At 44.9% G+C, this 16,951-nt stretch carries 17 protein-coding genes; 5 read left to right on the top strand and 12 right to left on the bottom strand.

Translation table 11 applies throughout. The features are described from left to right. Positions 1 to 1,447 precede the first annotated feature (1,447 nt). The 7 genes from BBC0178_RS10675 to BBC0178_RS10645 form a co-directional block, all read right to left on the bottom strand. Positions 1,448 to 2,188, bottom strand: coding sequence for a transporter substrate-binding domain-containing protein (locus BBC0178_RS10675; RefSeq protein WP_078040145.1), 741 nt, complete (start codon positions 2,186 to 2,188; stop codon positions 1,448 to 1,450). Positions 2,189 to 2,395: 207 nt separating this feature from the next. Further along, the gene (locus BBC0178_RS10670; RefSeq protein WP_077973030.1) at positions 2,396 to 2,851 is read right to left on the bottom strand and encodes a YbgC/FadM family acyl-CoA thioesterase; all 456 of its coding nucleotides are present in this window, start codon (positions 2,849 to 2,851) and stop codon (positions 2,396 to 2,398) included. Next, complete coding sequence (gene ruvB, locus BBC0178_RS10665; protein WP_078040144.1) at positions 2,844 to 3,887, bottom strand: Holliday junction branch migration DNA helicase RuvB; 1,044 nt, start codon at positions 3,885 to 3,887, stop codon at positions 2,844 to 2,846. Before ruvB ends, BBC0178_RS10670 begins: the two co-directional genes overlap by 8 nt. 9 nt (positions 3,888 to 3,896) lie before the next feature. After that, complete coding sequence (ruvA, locus tag BBC0178_RS10660) at positions 3,897 to 4,511, bottom strand: Holliday junction branch migration protein RuvA (RefSeq protein WP_078040143.1); 615 nt, start codon at positions 4,509 to 4,511, stop codon at positions 3,897 to 3,899. After that, positions 4,508 to 5,017: a crossover junction endodeoxyribonuclease RuvC gene (gene ruvC / locus BBC0178_RS10655; protein WP_077973656.1), complete on the bottom strand. Its 510-nt coding sequence runs from the start codon at positions 5,015 to 5,017 to the stop codon at positions 4,508 to 4,510. The genes ruvA and ruvC overlap by 4 nt, the downstream gene beginning before the upstream one ends. Positions 5,018 to 5,092: 75 nt before the next feature. Further along, positions 5,093 to 5,581 (bottom strand): protease adaptor protein RcdA, encoded by a 489-nt coding sequence (rcdA, locus tag BBC0178_RS10650; RefSeq protein WP_188317792.1) that lies wholly within the window; start codon positions 5,579 to 5,581, stop codon positions 5,093 to 5,095. A gap of 344 nt (positions 5,582 to 5,925) precedes the next feature. Further along, positions 5,926 to 7,137: an OpgC family protein gene (locus BBC0178_RS10645; protein ID WP_078040463.1), complete on the bottom strand. Its 1,212-nt coding sequence runs from the start codon at positions 7,135 to 7,137 to the stop codon at positions 5,926 to 5,928. A 215-nt stretch (positions 7,138 to 7,352) separates the two neighbouring features. Between BBC0178_RS10645 and BBC0178_RS10640 the strand changes: the two genes are divergently transcribed. The 4 genes from BBC0178_RS10640 (at position 7,353) to BBC0178_RS10625 (ending at position 10,487) form a co-directional block, all read left to right on the top strand. After that, positions 7,353 to 8,012 (top strand): thiamine phosphate synthase, encoded by a 660-nt coding sequence (locus tag BBC0178_RS10640; protein ID WP_078040142.1) that lies wholly within the window; start codon positions 7,353 to 7,355, stop codon positions 8,010 to 8,012. Continuing rightward, a complete protein-coding gene (locus tag BBC0178_RS10635; RefSeq protein WP_077973025.1) occupies positions 8,009 to 8,992 on the top strand; it encodes a tetratricopeptide repeat protein in 984 nt (327 codons plus the stop codon). The genes BBC0178_RS10640 and BBC0178_RS10635 overlap by 4 nt, the downstream gene beginning before the upstream one ends. Positions 8,993 to 9,120: 128 nt before the next feature. Beyond that, a complete protein-coding gene (efp, locus tag BBC0178_RS10630) occupies positions 9,121 to 9,684 on the top strand; it encodes an elongation factor P (RefSeq protein ID WP_077973024.1) in 564 nt (187 codons plus the stop codon). 11 nt (positions 9,685 to 9,695) lie between these two features. Continuing rightward, entirely contained in the window at positions 9,696 to 10,487 is a 792-nt protein-coding gene (locus BBC0178_RS10625; RefSeq protein WP_077973022.1) for an inositol monophosphatase family protein, read from the top strand. Between the two features lie 112 nt (positions 10,488 to 10,599). On the opposite strand, the gene BBC0178_RS10620 is transcribed toward BBC0178_RS10625, so the two are convergent. Together BBC0178_RS10620 and BBC0178_RS10615 are read right to left on the bottom strand one after the other, a co-directional pair. Further along, entirely contained in the window at positions 10,600 to 11,922 is a 1,323-nt protein-coding gene (locus BBC0178_RS10620) for an NAD(P)/FAD-dependent oxidoreductase (protein ID WP_078040141.1), read from the bottom strand. 49 nt (positions 11,923 to 11,971) lie between these two features. Further along, positions 11,972 to 13,765 (bottom strand): ABC transporter transmembrane domain-containing protein, encoded by a 1,794-nt coding sequence (locus BBC0178_RS10615; protein ID WP_078040140.1) that lies wholly within the window; start codon positions 13,763 to 13,765, stop codon positions 11,972 to 11,974. A gap of 168 nt (positions 13,766 to 13,933) precedes the next feature. On the opposite strand from BBC0178_RS10615, the gene rpmE reads away from it, so the two are divergent. Beyond that, the gene (gene rpmE, locus BBC0178_RS10610) at positions 13,934 to 14,155 is read left to right on the top strand and encodes a 50S ribosomal protein L31 (RefSeq protein ID WP_075869314.1); all 222 of its coding nucleotides are present in this window, start codon (positions 13,934 to 13,936) and stop codon (positions 14,153 to 14,155) included. A gap of 349 nt (positions 14,156 to 14,504) precedes the next feature. On the opposite strand, the gene BBC0178_RS10605 is transcribed toward rpmE, so the two are convergent. The 3 genes from BBC0178_RS10605 to BBC0178_RS10595 form a co-directional block, all read right to left on the bottom strand. After that, a complete protein-coding gene (locus BBC0178_RS10605) occupies positions 14,505 to 15,254 on the bottom strand; it encodes a YebC/PmpR family DNA-binding transcriptional regulator (RefSeq protein WP_078040139.1) in 750 nt (249 codons plus the stop codon). Between the two features lie 133 nt (positions 15,255 to 15,387). Beyond that, complete coding sequence (locus tag BBC0178_RS10600) at positions 15,388 to 16,209, bottom strand: TIGR00282 family metallophosphoesterase (RefSeq protein ID WP_078040138.1); 822 nt, start codon at positions 16,207 to 16,209, stop codon at positions 15,388 to 15,390. Between the two features lie 21 nt (positions 16,210 to 16,230). After that, positions 16,231 to 16,818 (bottom strand): 5-formyltetrahydrofolate cyclo-ligase, encoded by a 588-nt coding sequence (locus BBC0178_RS10595; RefSeq protein ID WP_335617866.1) that lies wholly within the window; start codon positions 16,816 to 16,818, stop codon positions 16,231 to 16,233. Positions 16,819 to 16,951: the final 133 nt, after the last annotated feature.

The following is a 16,951-nucleotide window of genomic DNA, read 5'->3' as shown; positions in this document are numbered from 1 at the left end:
CTCATTAAAAGCCCCTTTTGGGGCTTTTTTATGGGTATCTTTCGCTCCATTCATTCGGAACCAAACTTCCGGACTGGCTAAATTCCGCAAATTGCGAGGGGGAGGAGAGAAAAGTCCATTTTTATCGTGATAATCAAACCATGAATAAATATGATCGGGACCCTTTTGTGAAAACCAGTTTGGGTTGGATATTTTTTCGAGTTCGCGGAAATAATACGACTGATAGAATTTATAGATGGGAAAACTAGCGAAAAATGGTTCAGCCGAAAATATGCAGCATCATTTGTTCAAAACAATATTGGGTTTAGATTTTTCAATTTCAAAATATATTGCTATCCAAAAATTCTAACGCTCTCTGAAATTTCATAACGCAACCGGTCAGTATCAATAAAATAAAAATTAAACAGTTAAATTTTTAAATAATGTTTATCCGAATTGATTGGCACTATGTGAATTATGTTAAGGCGTGTATTAAAATATATTATGAATAATTATTTTTATTGACGGAATTTTTTGTAAGAAGAGACATTAATATTTCTTATAAGAAAATGAATGCTTTTCAAGCGCTTATGTCTTGAATTTTACAATTCAGAAATTCGTCAATTCTGGTAGAATTCGGATATTATTGATATGAAATTATTCTCTGGCGGGTTCTGTTTTGCTGCGATCAACGCAAACTCATATCCAAAATCAGCCGGTCCTTTATATCCATGCTGCCCAACGGATTTTCTACTAAATATGTCTCTTCTGCCGCACTATAATGCTAAGTAAAATGTTTTGTAACGAAGCTTTTAGTCGCGGAGGAACAAATTTCATAGAACCTTGCCCGTTGCGTTCAAAGATGTGCCCGTTGCGTTCGAAGATTTGAAAGAACGTTGTCTTTCCATGGGCATTAACCCTATATCTACTTGTAACGGGGCTTTCAAATAACCCTTCATTGTCGTCAATATAAAAAATATAGAATATCGACTCTCGCGGGGCCGCTCCAATATAGGCGCATAAACTCTTAAAGAATTGGTTGTCCTAATTGCGATTGTGCAGAGTAAATTTACGAATGTTGAAGCGTTATAAAAAAGACAATAAGAAAGCCAAAAATATTACAGATTCCGGATTCCGAAATACGACTATGGATATACAATCAATTTTTCTTTTTATAGTTTTATGAAAGAGGATTGTCTTGAAACAAAGACAAGACCTTAAGTCTTATGGTGTCGATAAGGAAAATATCAATCATAAATGTACAAACATTCATGAACCAAGTGAAATGAGAGAACCCACCCCTCGGATAGTGGTCATCGAATATAGTTCAATATTTTTCAACCTTGCCCGATTATTGGAGAAAGCGCACTCTCGAACTCCGGCAATTTTGGCGATCAAGCAGCGGTAAAAGGGAAAAGCAAAAGAAATCTCAAAAGCTGTGCTGAATTTCTAATACAAAATCGAAACTTTAGCTTGGGTTGACACCAAACCATTTCTTGTAGATTGCTGCATATGTTCCATTATCTTGTAGATGTTTGAGTGCAAGGTTGTAGCGATTAAGCCACTGGCTACCCTGCGGGAAGGCTGCACCGTAACTCTGTTGTTCCAATACGCCTCCCACGACTTTTACCTTATCCTTCCCTTCGGTTGCTGCGTAATGCATAACAACCGGAGCATCAAACAACACAGCATCTACTCCGCCATTAACGAGGTCGTTAAATGCCGCATCGATTTCCGGGAAGAGGTGACGCTGGGTATTCGGTAAATGTTCAATTGCATAGGGAAAAGCGCTTGTGCCATTTTTTATGGCAATTGTTTTGCCTTTGAGATCATCAACGGATTTTATAGTGCTGTCACTGCGAACCAGTAATACAAGCCCACCTTCATAATATGGTTTGGAAAAATCGACCACATTGGAGCGTGTGCGGGTAATAATCAGACCGGCCATAGCAACATCAATCTGGCCAATATGCACGTCCGAAATAACCGTCGAAAAATCCATCGGTGTCGTGGTATATTTAACACCCATTTCTTTTGCGATGGCATCCCACAATTCTACATCAAAGCCAACGAGCTTGCCATTTTCCATATAGCTAAAAGGAATATTGGAATTATCAGTCGCAAATTTCACTTCTTGTGCATTCGTAACGTGCACAAAACCTAAAGCCACCACCACGATGATGGCTCTAAAAATAAATTTAAAAATCATTACCCACCCCCTTTATTAACGAACTTGAGATCACGTCCGATAATCGCATCCTTTCTTGTCAGCCAAACCCCCGCCGTTACAGATATGGCTATTCCAAAACCAATGACCAATAAAAAATTCTCTAAGATAAAAATATTTACATGAGCTTTTATTCATAAATAGTAAAAATTTACCATTTCTTCCTTAAAATTCGTTAAATCAGGCTATTTATTTTTGTGAGAGCGCATTTTCCCAGCTCGTGATGAATTGATCGGGCAGCCTTCTAGGCCGGCCTTCGGAATTGACCAAAGCCAGTTGAACATCTGCCGAGACAAGTAATAAGTCGTTGCAAATAATTTCCTGCGCCATGACAATTCGTGCGCCTGTCACTTTTGTTATCTTCGTTCGTATATCAAGTATATCGTCAAACCGGGCAGATTTATGGTAGTTGACGGTTAATTTATGGACAACCCAACCTAATTTTTCGGTTTCTTCGGTGTCGTGCGGTTGTTGGTGTTGAGCCATGCTCAATCTTATAAATTCCGATCTTCCGCGTTCAAAAAATTCCAGATAACGGGCATGGTAGACGACGCCGGTAAAATCGGTATCAGCATAATAAACTCGGGCGAAAAGATGGTGCACATTACCAATAAATTCGCCGCAAAAAGGAACATTTTCAATCATCTGAACCGCCAAACATATTAAATTGGGCCTGATCAACCGCTTTCGGTGGATTTAACCCCATATGGGTCCAGGCTTTTGCAGTCATCACCCGACCTCTGGGGGTTCTCTGTATAAACCCTTGTTGGATGAGATAAGGCTCTATAATATCTTCAATCGCATCACGCGGCTCTGACAAACCGGCTGCAATCGTCTCGATCCCTACAGGTCCACCGCCGAAATTTTCGGCAATCATACCAAGATAGCGTCGATCAAGCTGGTCAAGTCCAAGCTGGTCGACTTCCAAACGCAACAATGCCTCATTGGCAATATCGCGGTTAATTGTTGTAGCCCCGGAAACGGAGGCAAAATCTCTGACCCGGCGCAAAAGTCGGCCGGCAATACGCGGTGTACCGCGTGCACGACGTGCAATTTCCCGCGCCCCGTCTTCGGCAATAGGCATATCAAGAATATGGGCATTGCGTTTGACGATATGCTCAAGCTCGTCAACGGTATAAAAATTCAGTCTTATCGGAATACCGAAACGATCACGCAAAGGGGTGGTCAGCAAGCCAAGTCTTGTTGTTGCTGCAACAAGGGTAAATTTTGAAAGATCGATTTTGACGGAACGTGCAGCAGGACCTTCGCCAATAATCAGGTCAAGCTGGAAATCTTCCATAGCCGGATAGAGGATTTCTTCAACCGCCGGACTTAAACGATGAATTTCATCAATGAAAAGAACATCGCGCTCCTCAAGATTTGTCAAAAGCGCGGCAAGATCACCCGCTTTGGCGATAACAGGTCCGGAAGTGGAATGAAAATTGACACCGAGCTCTTTTGCGAGAATTTGCGCAAGCGTTGTTTTGCCGAGCCCGGGAGGACCGACAAACAAAACGTGATCCAAAGCTTCATTACGATTTTTTGCAGCTTCGATGAAAACCTTCAGATTTGCTCTTTGGGCTTCCTGACCGACAAAATCATCAAGACATTGGGGACGCAGAGAAACGTCACCATCTTCATCACGTTTATTGGCAGATATCAGGCGTTCATTATTTTCCATGAAAACATTTTACCTTGAAATTTCTTTTAGACCAAGCCGTATCAGCTTTGCCGAATCTGCGTCATTACCCGCTTCACGCAATGCACTGGCAATAGCATTGGCCGCCTGATCGCGCGAATAGCCCAAATTTTCCAAAGCCGAAACGGCGTCCGATATGGCCTGCGATGTGGCTCCTTCGCCGAGGTCCTGTTTCAGGGCCAAATTGTTGTCATTACCGGCAAACTCGGGAACTTTGTTTTTCAATTCTGTCACAATACGTTCGGCTACTTTTTTACCAATTCCGGGTGCGCGGCAGATCATGGCAATATCTTTCAAGGCAATTGCATTGCCAATTTCGGAAGGGGACAATGTACCGACCAGTGCAAGAGCCACTTTTGCGCCAACACCTTGCACGGTCTGTAACAGTGCGAACCATTGTTTTTCGGCCTTTGTGGTAAAGCCGAAAAGCTTTATAGCGTCTTCTCGCACTTGTGTTTCAATGAAGAGCGTTACAGCTTCACCAATGCCCGGAAGGCTTCCCAGAACACGCGGGCTTGCAAAGACAATATAGCCAACGCCATGAACATCGACGATTAGGTGATCAACATTGATTTCGTCAATAATGCCTTTCAGTTTTCCTATCATACCAAAGCTCTCAAACGGTTTTCCAGACTATTGCGGTTATGGGCGTGACAAATAGCAATGGCCAAAGCATCAGCCGCATCGCTTGAATCAAAACTGGCCCGTGGCATCAAAACTTTCACCATCATATGAATTTGTTGTTTTTCGCCATGTCCGACGCCAATGACAGCTTTTTTGATGGAATTAGGTGCATATTCGGCAACCGGCAAACCGGCCTGTGCGGGTGCCAATAATGCGATGCCGCGCGCTTGTCCGAGCTTCAATGTGGCAGTTGCGTCCTTATTGACAAAAGTTTGCTCGACAGCTGCTTCCTCCGGCATAAAAGAATGGATGATCTTAGAAAGGCCGTCGTAAAGCGTAGACAGCCTTGAAGCCAGACTTAATTTATCATCCGAACGGATTGTACCGGATGTAACAAATTTCAGATTATTTCCCAGAACGTCTATGACGCCATATCCAGTACGTCTTAAACCGGGATCGATACCTATAATACGAATCGCTTCAGCCATAATCCGGAGCATAAAGCTTTTATGCTCTGTTTTGTAGCAGATTGTGAACAAAAGGGAAACAAAATGAACAGCAAGTTAATTATGCTGAAAGGCTGCTTTGATCATATTGATTTGTTTGTTGACAGGGTTCAACCCGTTTTCATCATGGTTCAAGGCGCTTTCAACATCTCGATCCATATGGCGGACGCGTTCTTCTATCCGCAACGAAAGTTCGACAAGATGTTTGAATTCTTCGGGCAGCTCTTTCCAATTCGGATTTTCGTCGATCAATGAAGGAGTGTTAAGACAGACTTTTGCTTTTTCCTGGGCAATTTGGTCTTTCGTCATTTCTTTTTCGCGTGCTGCGCGAAATAACAATAGCCATGAAGCAACTTGCATAAGCCGTGTACTCATACGCATAGCTTCGGCTGCATAAAGTGAAGAAGCTTCTCCCGAAAGGTTTCGCGAAGCAATTTTTCCATCACCATCAATATAGGCGGCGGTTTTTTCGATCAATGACATTCCTTCGTCATAAAGACGCGAAAATGCATTGTCGAATGCACCATGTTCAAACATGACAATCATATTGTCGTTATGAAAACCTTGCGGATGCAACCGTTTTACTCCAACTCTTTTTCCCGATTTCAACAATTCGAAAGACAGAAATCTTTTCGGTAATTGTTCCATCAAGATTTTGCAGAAACAAAAACTGCACTTTTTTGGATCTTTTCGCAATGAAATCCTTAATGCAAGGTTAACGGCTTCAAAGCGTTGAGTCTATAGTGCCTTATATCGGTTTGGCCGGACAATTTTTTGGTTCGACCGGCTTTTGTTTCAACCGGATTTTTATCATTGCGGTTTTTCTATTGAACAAGAGACTTGGAAATCGTTTCTGCAACGAGCTTTGACGAGGTCAATTGGCCCTGATTTCATGCTTTTTGCCAATGTTTATCAGCAAGTTTTGTTGATGAGAGCTTTTCCTGTTGTCCCATCGCTTGGGAGCTGCGCGCCACATAGTAGGTTTGCCCCGTGGTTGTGAGTCCTTTCGTTGCAAGTTCTTTTGTAGCGATTTTTATCCATTCGAAATAATAGGCTACGGCAAATTGTATGACGATTCCTGTGGTCAAAAGCAATGTGTCGTAATAAAGCCCACCGGGATTTACTATTTTAAGAACCTGACTTGCCATAGCCAGAATCGTACCGGCGACAAAGACAGCAAGACTGTGTTTACCCAGTATGGCAAGTGGATGATTGCTTCTGACCGTAGCCAATTTGTTTAGCGGTGTGATTGTGGCAATGAGATAGGCCAACGCCAGAATATGGAGAAGACGCGGCAGAGAAAGAAAAGTCTTGTTAAAACCGGCAAGAGTTGCGGGAAGTCCCATTGTCGGATTTATCCACCACCAGCCAAGACGCACCCACAGACACGAGATGACGAGATAGCTTGCTGCGACAATCACCAGAAGAGGATGGCGAGGAAGTTTGCCACCCTTTTTGATATAAATTGTTGTTGCACAGCCGATAACAAACAAAAATTGCCATGAAAGCGGATTGAGAAACCATACACCCTTGGTCGGGAAGTTATGCGGTGCAATCCCATAAAATCCTGCTACGAGATATATTGTAAAGGATAAAGCGAGCAGAAGCCTGAGCGATTTTATCGCAAGGTAAAGTATAAAAGGTGTCGCCAGAACCAGAACAAGGTAAAGCGACAATATATTGTTGTAGCCGAGCTGGTGACCAAGTGTGACGAGACCAAGCAACGATGATGCAGGGTCCTTTAACAAAGGCGGTATATTGTTGAGATGCAAAAATTCCGGTCGTTGAAAAAATAATGCTGCAGCGACAAAAATTGCCAGACTCATCAATGTTGTCAGTATGTGGGCTGAATAAAGAGTAGCCGAGCGGCGTAAAAGTTTTAAAGAAATGAGCAACCGGTTTTGGCCGAAAAATTTGCTGCCATAGGCCAAGCCGACAGCTATTCCGGAAATAAGAACAAAAGCTTCTGCCGAATCGGAAAAGCCGAAATGCTTGTGGGTAAGCCATTCGTAAATAGTGCCGGGAACATGGTTTATGAAAATGGTCAGCAATGCCAATGCGCGAAACACATCGATTCGGGTGTCCCTTTTAGACATTGTCATTTGCTTCATAGAATTCTAATCCCTGTTGACCAAACGGCCGATCAAATAAAATTTGTTCAATGCGTCATTATCTGATTTGCCGGCAATTTGAAGTCGAAATATGACAATGCATAATCACATTTCTTTCCAAGGTGAAATCATTGTAAGAAATGATTAGTGTGGAAATGATAGATTCGCCCTAATTCGTCCTTTTTATAGACCTAAATGATAATGCCATGAGTAAAGAGATAAATCACCTACGCCAAAGACTTGTGATGACACTTGACATGCGTCGCAACATAAAGGCCGATCTGTTGATGGATGTTCTCGATAAGGGTGATTTTGCTAGCCTCATTGTCTATGATTCGCAAAATGATCCGACATTTCTACAGCAACAGGCCGAATTGCTCGTAAATGCAACCGAGGCAAAATCTATAGCTTTTCTTGTTTCCAATGATAGCCGCATTGCCGGTCGTATTCACGCAGATGGAATTCATCTCGAAGGCACGATTGAAGACCTCCACACATTGCTTGAACGCCGTCATGATTCAATGATTATCGGCTTCGGCAATTTGCGTGACAAACACAGCTCTATGTTGAGCGGCGAATGTGAGCCGGACTATTTGATGTTCGGTAAACTTGGAGCCGATAAAAAACCGGCTCCTCACCCGCGCAATATTGCACTTTCATCGTGGTGGGCTGAAGTTATGGAAATTCCGGCAATTGTTCAGGCGGGTTCCGACATTGCGACATTTGGCGACGTGATTGCAACGAAAGCCGAGTTTATTGCTGTTGAAGACATTATTTTTGGTCACGAAAATCCGCAACAATCAGTGCGTCAAATTATGCAGTTGATTGAAGAGTGCGATGTTCTCGACGGGGAGCTTGCTGAATGAAAACATTCACAAGCAAACTATTGGGTGCGTTTTTTGTGATGCTCTTCGCCGGTAGTTCATGGGGCAATGCCGAGGACGCCCGTTCGGATAAAGGTGCAAAGCCTGTAACACCGCAACAAACGGGAGAAAATAATTTAAAAGCCGGTCAATATGACAGTGCCTATGATAATTATATGGCAGGAAATTATAAAACCGCATTTCTGGAAGCCTTGAAAAGAGGCGAAGAAGGGGATGCGACAGCTCAAACGCTGTTGGGGCGTATGTATATGGAAGGCTATGCCGTTGCAATTGACGGGGCACGGGCAGCTCTATGGTTTGGCCGCGCTGCCAAGCAGGGCGACCCGCAAGCGGAATTGCGTTACGGGCTGTTGGTTTTCAATGGAACCTATGTTCCCAAAGACCCGTCATTAGGCGAGGAATATATAAAAAAAGCCGTGGATGCCGGTGTCCCTGAAGCCTATTTTTATTACGGCCAATTATTATTGAGCAAATCCGATAGCGATGACGCTTTGGAGACCAGTCTCAGCTATTTTTTGAAGGGGGCTGCACGGGGCAATCCGGATTCGGCATTTGCCGCAAGCCAGATATTGGCGCGCGGTACGCCAAAACGTCCGCGTGATGACAATAATGCACGCAAATTGCTGGAGGCAGCTTCTGCAAAAGATCATGTTCCGGCGCAAATTACTTTGGCCAAATGGATGGTTGAAGGGCGCGGTGGTCCGCGCGATTATGATGGGGCGTTCAATTTGCTCTTAATGGATGCAAGCAAGATGATTGCTCCGGCCCAGATCAATCTTGCGAGGCTTTATCGCGATGGTATCGGAACCGAGGGGGATATTGTAAAAGCCGCCGCTTGGTATATGGTAGCCAAACAGGCTAAAATGGAAGCCCCCGATCTCGAAAATATGTTGGAAGGCATGTCAGATGAGCAATTGGCAACAGCCCGCCAAAAAGCAGAACAGCTTATGCCGACACTTTAAAGTTCAAGCATGTCCTTAAATTTGAAGCCGCCCCTTGCTTAAAGACTTTTTTTATGGTCTTGAACAGATTAATCAAGAACATTTTCAAATGTCCTTATTCCACAATAATCTAATGTCGGATAAAAAAGATGAAGATCAATGGTAATGAAATCCGCCCGGGTAATGTGATTGAACATAATGGCAGCCTCTGGGTTGCAGTCAAATGCAATGCAGTCAAACCGGGAAAAGGTGGTGCATTCAATCAGGTCGAATTGAAAAACCTGCTTGATGGAACAAAATTGAATGAGCGTTTCCGCGCAGCTGAAACTGTTGAAAAAGTAAGACTCGAACAGAAGGACTATACGTTCCTTTACGAGCAGGGTGACGCACTTGTTTTCATGGATTCGGAAACTTTCGAGCAACTTGAATTGCAGAAAGATTTTGTTGGCGAGCGTGCTGCTTTCCTTCAGGATGGCATGAAGGTCACGGTTGAACTTTATGAAGAAAAGCCGATCGGCATCGATTTGCCAGATCAGGTCACATTGACGATTACCGAAGCCGATCCGGTTGTTAAGGGGCAAACTGCTGCTTCTTCCTATAAGCCGGCGGTTCTCGAAAATGGCATCCGCATTCTTGTGCCGCCGTTTATTTCTTCAGGCGAGAAAGTGGTTGTCGATACAAACGAGCTTATTTATCTGCGTCGTGCAGATTAAGGATTGGTTTGATGGCGCGTTCAGCGATAATGAATGTCATGGTACAAGCGGCAATGAAAGCGGGGCGGTCGCTTGCCCGTGACTATGGCGAGGTACAAAATCTTCAGGTGTCTTTGAAAGGTCCGGCCGATTATGTCAGCCAGGCCGATCGACGCGCAGAAGATATTGTCCGGACAGAGCTTTTAAAAGCGCGTCCGGATTATTGTTTTCTCATGGAAGAATCGGGCGAGATCAACGGTAGCGACACCCAACATCGTTTTATTGTCGACCCGCTTGATGGAACAACCAATTTTCTTCACGGTATACCTTTTTTCGGCGTTTCGATTGCATTGGAACGTCAGGGCCAGATTGTTGCCGGTGTGATTTATAATCCCGCAATGGATGAACTCTTCACTGCCGAGCGCGGTGGTGGCGTGTTTTTAAATGACAGGCGCATGCGGGTTGCCAATCGTCGCAAGCTTGAAGATTGCGTTATCGGAACAGGTATTCCTCATCTTGGTCGTGGTCATCATGGCGAATATCTTGTTGAACTGCGCAATGTGATGGCCGAAGTGGCCGGTATCCGACGCATGGGTGCGGCTGCGGTTGATCTTGCTTATGTTGCAGCCGGTCGTCTTGACGGTTTTTGGGAAGATAATCTACAGCCATGGGATATGGCGGCTGGCCTTTTGATGGTTCGGGAAGCTGGCGGCTTTGTCAGTGACAAGGATGGCGGGCAGAATATCTTCGGGAAAAAGAATATCGTTGCCGGAAACGAGCTTATTCATAAAGCACTGATGAAGACGATCAAAAAACCGATTTGATGGCTAAGCTCTGTTCAAAAAATTCTATCAAATTCCATTCCCGCTTTAAAAAAGCGGGAATTTTTTTGAGTTAAATCCTGCACATACTTGTTTCGCTTGAGATGTTCTCACTTCATAAATCACCACCAGCAGCGGCTTGTTCCTTTTTCAAACGGTATCGGGCAACAAGCGAACGGATCGGATCGGGAATAATAAAGCTCGGATGACTGTTCTCGCGAATGAAGCGGATTTCTTCATTATCGTCACCAGAAATAAAGTCCGCCGCGCAAACACCGAGATATGTGCCTTTTGCTACGCCAACGCCGTTACAGCCATTCAAAACCATGATGTTTTCGGCAGGTTTATGGAAAACATAATTCTGGTTAAGCGTAACGGCAATCATTCCGCCCCAGGTGTATTCAAACGGGATATGGGAAAGCATAGGGAAACGGTTCTCGAACGAACGCCTATGGTGGGTCAAGGCAAAGTCGAGATCATCTTTTGAAGTCGTCAATGTCGGGGCAAAACGCAATATATTACGAATAAAGATGCGGTGGTCTGGTGTATAGCGCACTGTCGTTCCTGCCGGATGAGCCGAGGTGATGCCCCAAGGTTTTACATTGGAAAAATGCTTTTCCAAATCATCAGCCTCAAGCGGTTTCGTCAGGCTGGCATAAGTGTAAACAGGTGCAAGACGGTGCTTTTCATAGCCGAATTCACTGTTAAAAATATTGCCTGCCTCGAAGATAAATTTTGCCGTAATACGCCCGCGGGTGGTTCTAATCACATGCTTTGAACCATAAGTGATTTCTGTAACGGGTGTTTGTTCGAAAAGGCTGACAGATGGTGGCAAGGCTTTGGCAATACCACGGATAAGTGCGGCAGGATTAACAAGAACATTGCCCGGTGTATAGATTGCCCGTTGATAATAGGTAGTTCCCAATCGTTTCGCTAAATCGTCTCCAGCAATATCCTGATAATCAAACCCGTCATTTTTGAGTTGTTCGGCAAAATGGTCAAGATTGCCGAGGTTGCTCGTTTCATGGGCGGCCATATATTTACCGCTTTCCTGCCAGTCACAGGAAATAGCAAAACGGTCTTTAAAATCACGCAAACGCTTTATGGAAAATTTATTCAATGCATAAAGCCGCCGGTCATGATCGGGGGTTGTTTTGCCGCCATCCACATTGTGAGGGACATCAATGATAAAGCCGGCATTCCGCCCCGAAGTGCCTTCGCCAACTTTAAGCGCATCAATGACCGCAATCTTGGCATCCGGTTGTCGTTCGGAGAGCCGATGAGCCAAGGAAAGGCCGATAAAGCCTGCTCCGATAATCACAAAATCAAAGTCTTTATTGTCTTCAAAGCTTTTGCCAATCGTCTGGTCGTGATCGGGCGATGTGGCAAACCAACCCGAAACGCCGTCAATTTTGGGCTCAACGCGAATCTGAACCATAATATGGCCTGTTTTCTAATCCCTGTATTTTCTTTTCTCTGAATTGTCGTCAATGCGAGAATTGTAGTTTTGCCAAACGCGCATAAAGGCCGTTTTGAGCAACAAGTTCGTCATGTGTACCTTCTTCGACAATAGCACCTTTATCAAGAACAACAATTCTGTCGGCTTTCAAAACTGTTGCCAAACGGTGGGCGATAACCAGTGTTGTGCGATTTTTCATTAATCCTTCAAGCGCTCTTTGTACAAGCATCTCGTTTTCTGCGTCGAGTGCAGATGTCGCTTCGTCAAGCAAAAGAAGCGGCGCATTGCGCAAAATTGCACGTGCAATGGCTATACGTTGCTTCTGCCCGCCTGAAAGGGTAATGCCGCGCTCGCCGACTTCAGTTTCAAAACCGTCTTTCAAATTATGAATGAAGTCGAGTGCATGGGCAGCCTCGGCCGCTTCTTCAATAGCTTTATTATCGGCCAAAGGATTACCAAAGGCGATATTTTCCCGCAAAGTTCCATCAAAAATGGCGACATCCTGCGGTACATAGGCAATACGCGAGCGTAAATCCTCAAGCTTGACTTTGGAAATTTCCGTCCCATCGAAAGTAATATTGCCGCTATCGGGATCATAAAACCGCAAAATCAATGAAAAAATTGTACTTTTGCCGCCGCCGGAGGGGCCGACAAAGGCAACCGTCTCTCCGGCTTTGATCGAAAATGTCAAATTGTGCAAGACAGGTTGTGATTTTCTGGTTGGATAGGCAAATTCGACATGATTGAAGTTGATTGCACCCCGTGCCGGTTCAGGCAGTTTTAACGGGGAGGCGGGAACGGTAATTGCTGTTTTTTCAACAAGCAGTTCGGCAAGTCTTTCGGCCGCGCCTGTTGCCTGTGCAAGCTCGGCGCCAACTTCCGATAATTGGCCGAATGCGCTAGCACCGAAAACCGCATAGAGCACGAATTGCCCCAATGTTCCGGCTGTCATGGTTTTATTCAAGACATCGTTCGAGCCAATCCATAACACCGCTACAACGCTGCCAAAGACAAGGAAAATGGCAAAAGCGGTTAAAAACGCGCGCGACAGAATGGAGCCGCGTGCCGATTGGAAAGCTCGTTCGATCAGTTGAGAAAACCGCTTATTGACACTTTTTTCTGCCGTAAAAGCCTGAATGGTGCGGATAGCGCTCACCTGTTCGGAAGCAAGTGCTGTCGCATCGGCAAGGTGGTCTTGTGCGAGGCGGGTTCTTTTGCGCACTTTGCGGCCGAAAACAATAAGCGGAATAACAACAATGGGAATTGCCACAAGCACCATTGCCGACAGTTTCGGACTGGTCACAATCATCATGATAATGGCGCCAACAGCCATGATAATATTGCGTAAGAAAACCGAAGCTGTAGCACCGACAGCCGATTTTACTTGCGTTGTATCAGCAGATAAGCGCGAGATAATTTCACCGGAACGGGATTTATCGAAAAATTCCGGTGACAGGTTGATAATATGGGAAAAAACATCACGCCGGAGATCCGCCACCACATGTTCTCCCAAAGTAATCACCGAATAATAACGTCCGGCTGAAGCAAGAGCCAGAATTGCAGCAAGCAAAAACAGCACCGCAAAATAGGAATTGATCATGGTGCCGTTGCTTAAACTAAAGCCATGATCGAGCATACGGCGGATAGCGATGGGAAGAGCCAACATAACAAGGGCTGCAACAATCAAAGAAACAGCAGCCGAAAAGGCAAGTTTTTTATAACGGAATACATAAGGTTGCAGTGCTGATAATGGACGCAAGCTATGTTTTTTCGGGGCAGATAGTCTTTTTTCGCCATTTTCCATGCTGTTCTTCTTATCCATATTCTATTGTGCCCTTGTGCTATCGTTCGTGCTGTTGTATAGGCAACACCAGATTTTTATCAAAGTCCGGCCATGCCCGGGCTTTGTTTACCAAATTGATGAACGGATGGCATCATGAAAATACACCATGTAACCGTTCGTTACCGTTAGAAGCAGGAAGTTCGCGTCATGAAAGCTGATATTCATCCCGATTACCACACCATCAAGGTTGTGATGACAGATGGCACCGAGTATTTCACCCGCTCCACATGGGGCAAAGAGGGTGATACCATGAATCTTGATATTGATCCGAGAACACATCCGGCATGGACTGGTGGTTCACAGACTCTCGTTGATCGCGGTGGTCGTGTTTCCAAGTTCAAAAACCGTTTTGGCAATCTCGGCCTTTAATAAGTTTCTATTTCCCTTTAAAACCCGCCAATCCGGCGGGTTTTTTATTTTTTTAAACATCACAGTTATCGGGATAGTGACAATTTTCCAACTGCCCGTCTTGAACCTTAGCCGAAAGCTTTTGTTCAAATGGTAGAGAAGAAGATAAAAGCACGAAAAAATAACAAACAGCCCGATAAAAAGTCCGTTCCTGAAAAACCTACTTTTCAACAAACAAATGGTTTTTGAAGAGGTGAATAAATCCGGAGAACGGAAAATAAATTCGCCGCCTCAATAAAAAACCGGCTTGCGGGAGTTTAAAAAACACCCGAAAGCCGGAACAATTCAATTGGAAACTTCAAGAATAAACTTATTCGGCGGCAAGCTTTGCCATGACTTCGTCACTCACCTCGAAATTGGCATAGACGTTTTGGACGTCTTCATCTTCTTCCAAAGTGGAAATCAGACGAAGAACCGATTCGGCTTTTTCTTCATCAATCGGCGTTGTTGTTGTCGGCTTCCAGACGACTTTGACCGATTCGGCTTCACCGAGTGCTGCTTCAAGTGCTTTGGAAACTTCGCCGACATTTTCAAAAGCACAGGTAATGACGTGGCCATCTTCATCAGACTGGACATCATCGGCACCGGCTTCAATAGCTGCTTCCATAACTTTATCCGCGTCACCGGCTTCCGGTTTATAAACAATTTCGCCAACGCGATTGAACATGAAGCCGACCGAACCTGTTTCACCCAATGCGCCACCCGCTTTGGTGAATGCGGCACGAACATTGGAGGCAGTACGGTTGCGATTATCTGTCAAAGCTTCGACAATAACTGCAACACCGGCCGGGCCGTAACCCTCGTAGCGGACTTCTTCATAATTTTCGCTATCATTACCGGCAGCCTTTTTAATCGCCCGTTCGATGTTGTCTTTCGGCATGGACTGGGCTCTCGCATTTTGCACAGCCAAGCGTAGACGGGCATTCATCGCAGGATCCGGCACACCAAGCTTGGCCGCAACTGTAATTTCGCGGGCGAGTTTGGAAAACATCTTCGAGCGCATCGCATCCTGACGACCTTTGCGATGCATAATATTCTTAAACTGTGAATGGCCTGACATAGATCACCTTTCGGTTTTCACCGACAGCGAGCCTTGGAATGATCGAAGTATCCTGTCGGACAATGTTCTAATAAAAATCTGAATGAGCGCCTTATACGGAAAACGAGTGAAAAGGTAAAGAGTTGCCCGTCTTTCACCAAAAATCCGGCAAGCATTCTTCCAATCGCGGTCCAAGCCGCAAGGCGGATACTTTTTCTGCAAGTCCTGTGCGGTCGGAAATTTCAACAGCCAGCCCGCAAATAGTGGCGGGGCCACTTGCCGGTTCATAGCGGCCACGCGATATTTTTGTAACAAAACGGTTAAGCGGCTCTTCTTTATCCATGCCGAGCGACGAATCATAATCACCACACATACCGGCATCCGACATGAAGGCTGTGCCGCTGTTAAAAATCTGATAATCGGCTGTCGGAACATGGGTATGGGTGCCCACCACCACACTGGCGCGACCATCAAGAAAATGGCCAAAACATTGTTTTTCGCTTGTGGCTTCGGCATGGAAATCAAAAATCACAGCATCGGCCTGCTCGCCGAGCGGACATTCGCCGACAATGCGTTCGGCTGCCTCGAACGGATCGTCAAGATCGGGATGCATGAATACCCGTCCCATAACATTGGCAACAAGCACACGCGCACCGTTTTTTGCTATATAGACACCCGAACCTTTGCCTGCCGTTCCTTTCGGGAAATTTGCAGGTCTTAAAAACCGGTCGGCATGATCGGCATAATTTAAAGTTTCTTTCTGGTCAAACGCATGGTTACCGGTGGTTACAACATTTGCACCGGCTTCCAGTGTTTCATTATAGATTTTTTCGGTAATGCCAAAACCGGAAGCTGCGTTTTCGCCGTTAACGACAACAAAGTCGAGTTTAAGACTTGATATCAGGCCCGGAAGCTTCTGGAACACTGCCGTGCGGCCGGATTTGCCAACCATGTCACCTAAAAATAAAAATCTCATAATTCTACTCTAAACATCTCTTCAAAACGATCTTAAACCACTTTCGGTGAGTATCATTGCCAATTTTTGATCGTGTGGCTCGGCCGGTATTGATGGAACTTCCTGACAATCAAAAGCAAGTCCTATCAATAAAGGGTTATGCCCGTTTTCCCTCATGCTTGCAATTGCCCGATCATAGTAACCGGCACCATAACCGATCCTGTTTCCTTTGCTGTCAAAAGCCGAAAGCGGAACGAGGAGTGTTTCCGGCGTAACAATTTGCGCGTCTTCGGATGGCCCCACTGTACCAAACCCCATATCAACGAGTTTTCCCTCATCTTCAAAAATTCGGAAAACCATTGTTGTTTTATCGATAATGGCAGGTAGAGCCAGTTTAAATCCATGTTCTTTCAGTGCCAACATAATCGGGCGCGGGTCAATTTCGCTTTTGATCGGCCAGAAACCTGCAACAGTTTTGCCTTTTAAAATGGCAAGCAGCTTTTGAAGCTCATCGACGAGTTTTTGCGAAATGATAACGCGCTGTTCTTGCCGCATCCGGTCACGTCTTGCCAGTGCTTCCTGTCGAAGCGTTTTTTTGTTGTTGGTCATCTTGCGAGAAACGTCTTCCACTTCCGTTTATTTCTTCAAAGCTGCTCTGCAATTTATTGTTAAAATCCGGATTAACTTTAACGATAATGGACGATCATCCGGTTTTGTCAAAGCTGTTTTGAAAAATCTTATCAAGAGAACAGTGGAAACCTTT

The organism is Ditibartonella apihabitans (assembly GCF_002007485.1).
Lineage (GTDB): Bacteria > Pseudomonadota > Alphaproteobacteria > Rhizobiales > Rhizobiaceae > Bartonella > Bartonella apihabitans.
Note: the sequence above shows the minus strand (reverse complement) of the source record. Positions and strands in the feature narration are given on the sequence as shown.

Coding starts and splice junctions, on each gene's coding strand:
- BBC0178_RS10675 (WP_078040145.1), bottom strand. CDS start 2,188: ATGATTTTTAAATTTATTTTTAGAGCCATCATCGTGGTGGTGGCTTTA.
- BBC0178_RS10670 (WP_077973030.1), bottom strand. CDS start 2,851: ATGATTGAAAATGTTCCTTTTTGCGGCGAATTTATTGGTAATGTGCAC.
- ruvB (WP_078040144.1), bottom strand. CDS start 3,887: ATGGAAAATAATGAACGCCTGATATCTGCCAATAAACGTGATGAAGAT.
- ruvA (WP_078040143.1), bottom strand. CDS start 4,511: ATGATAGGAAAACTGAAAGGCATTATTGACGAAATCAATGTTGATCAC.
- ruvC (WP_077973656.1), bottom strand. CDS start 5,017: ATGGCTGAAGCGATTCGTATTATAGGTATCGATCCCGGTTTAAGACGT.
- rcdA (WP_188317792.1), bottom strand. CDS start 5,581: ATGATTGTCATGTTTGAACATGGTGCATTCGACAATGCATTTTCGCGT.
- BBC0178_RS10645 (WP_078040463.1), bottom strand. CDS start 7,137: ATGACAATGTCTAAAAGGGACACCCGAATCGATGTGTTTCGCGCATTG.
- BBC0178_RS10640 (WP_078040142.1), top strand. CDS start 7,353: ATGAGTAAAGAGATAAATCACCTACGCCAAAGACTTGTGATGACACTT.
- BBC0178_RS10635 (WP_077973025.1), top strand. CDS start 8,009: ATGAAAACATTCACAAGCAAACTATTGGGTGCGTTTTTTGTGATGCTC.
- efp (WP_077973024.1), top strand. CDS start 9,121: ATGAAGATCAATGGTAATGAAATCCGCCCGGGTAATGTGATTGAACAT.
- BBC0178_RS10625 (WP_077973022.1), top strand. CDS start 9,696: ATGGCGCGTTCAGCGATAATGAATGTCATGGTACAAGCGGCAATGAAA.
- BBC0178_RS10620 (WP_078040141.1), bottom strand. CDS start 11,922: ATGGTTCAGATTCGCGTTGAGCCCAAAATTGACGGCGTTTCGGGTTGG.
- BBC0178_RS10615 (WP_078040140.1), bottom strand. CDS start 13,765: ATGGATAAGAAGAACAGCATGGAAAATGGCGAAAAAAGACTATCTGCC.
- rpmE (WP_075869314.1), top strand. CDS start 13,934: ATGAAAGCTGATATTCATCCCGATTACCACACCATCAAGGTTGTGATG.
- BBC0178_RS10605 (WP_078040139.1), bottom strand. CDS start 15,254: ATGTCAGGCCATTCACAGTTTAAGAATATTATGCATCGCAAAGGTCGT.
- BBC0178_RS10600 (WP_078040138.1), bottom strand. CDS start 16,209: ATGAGATTTTTATTTTTAGGTGACATGGTTGGCAAATCCGGCCGCACG.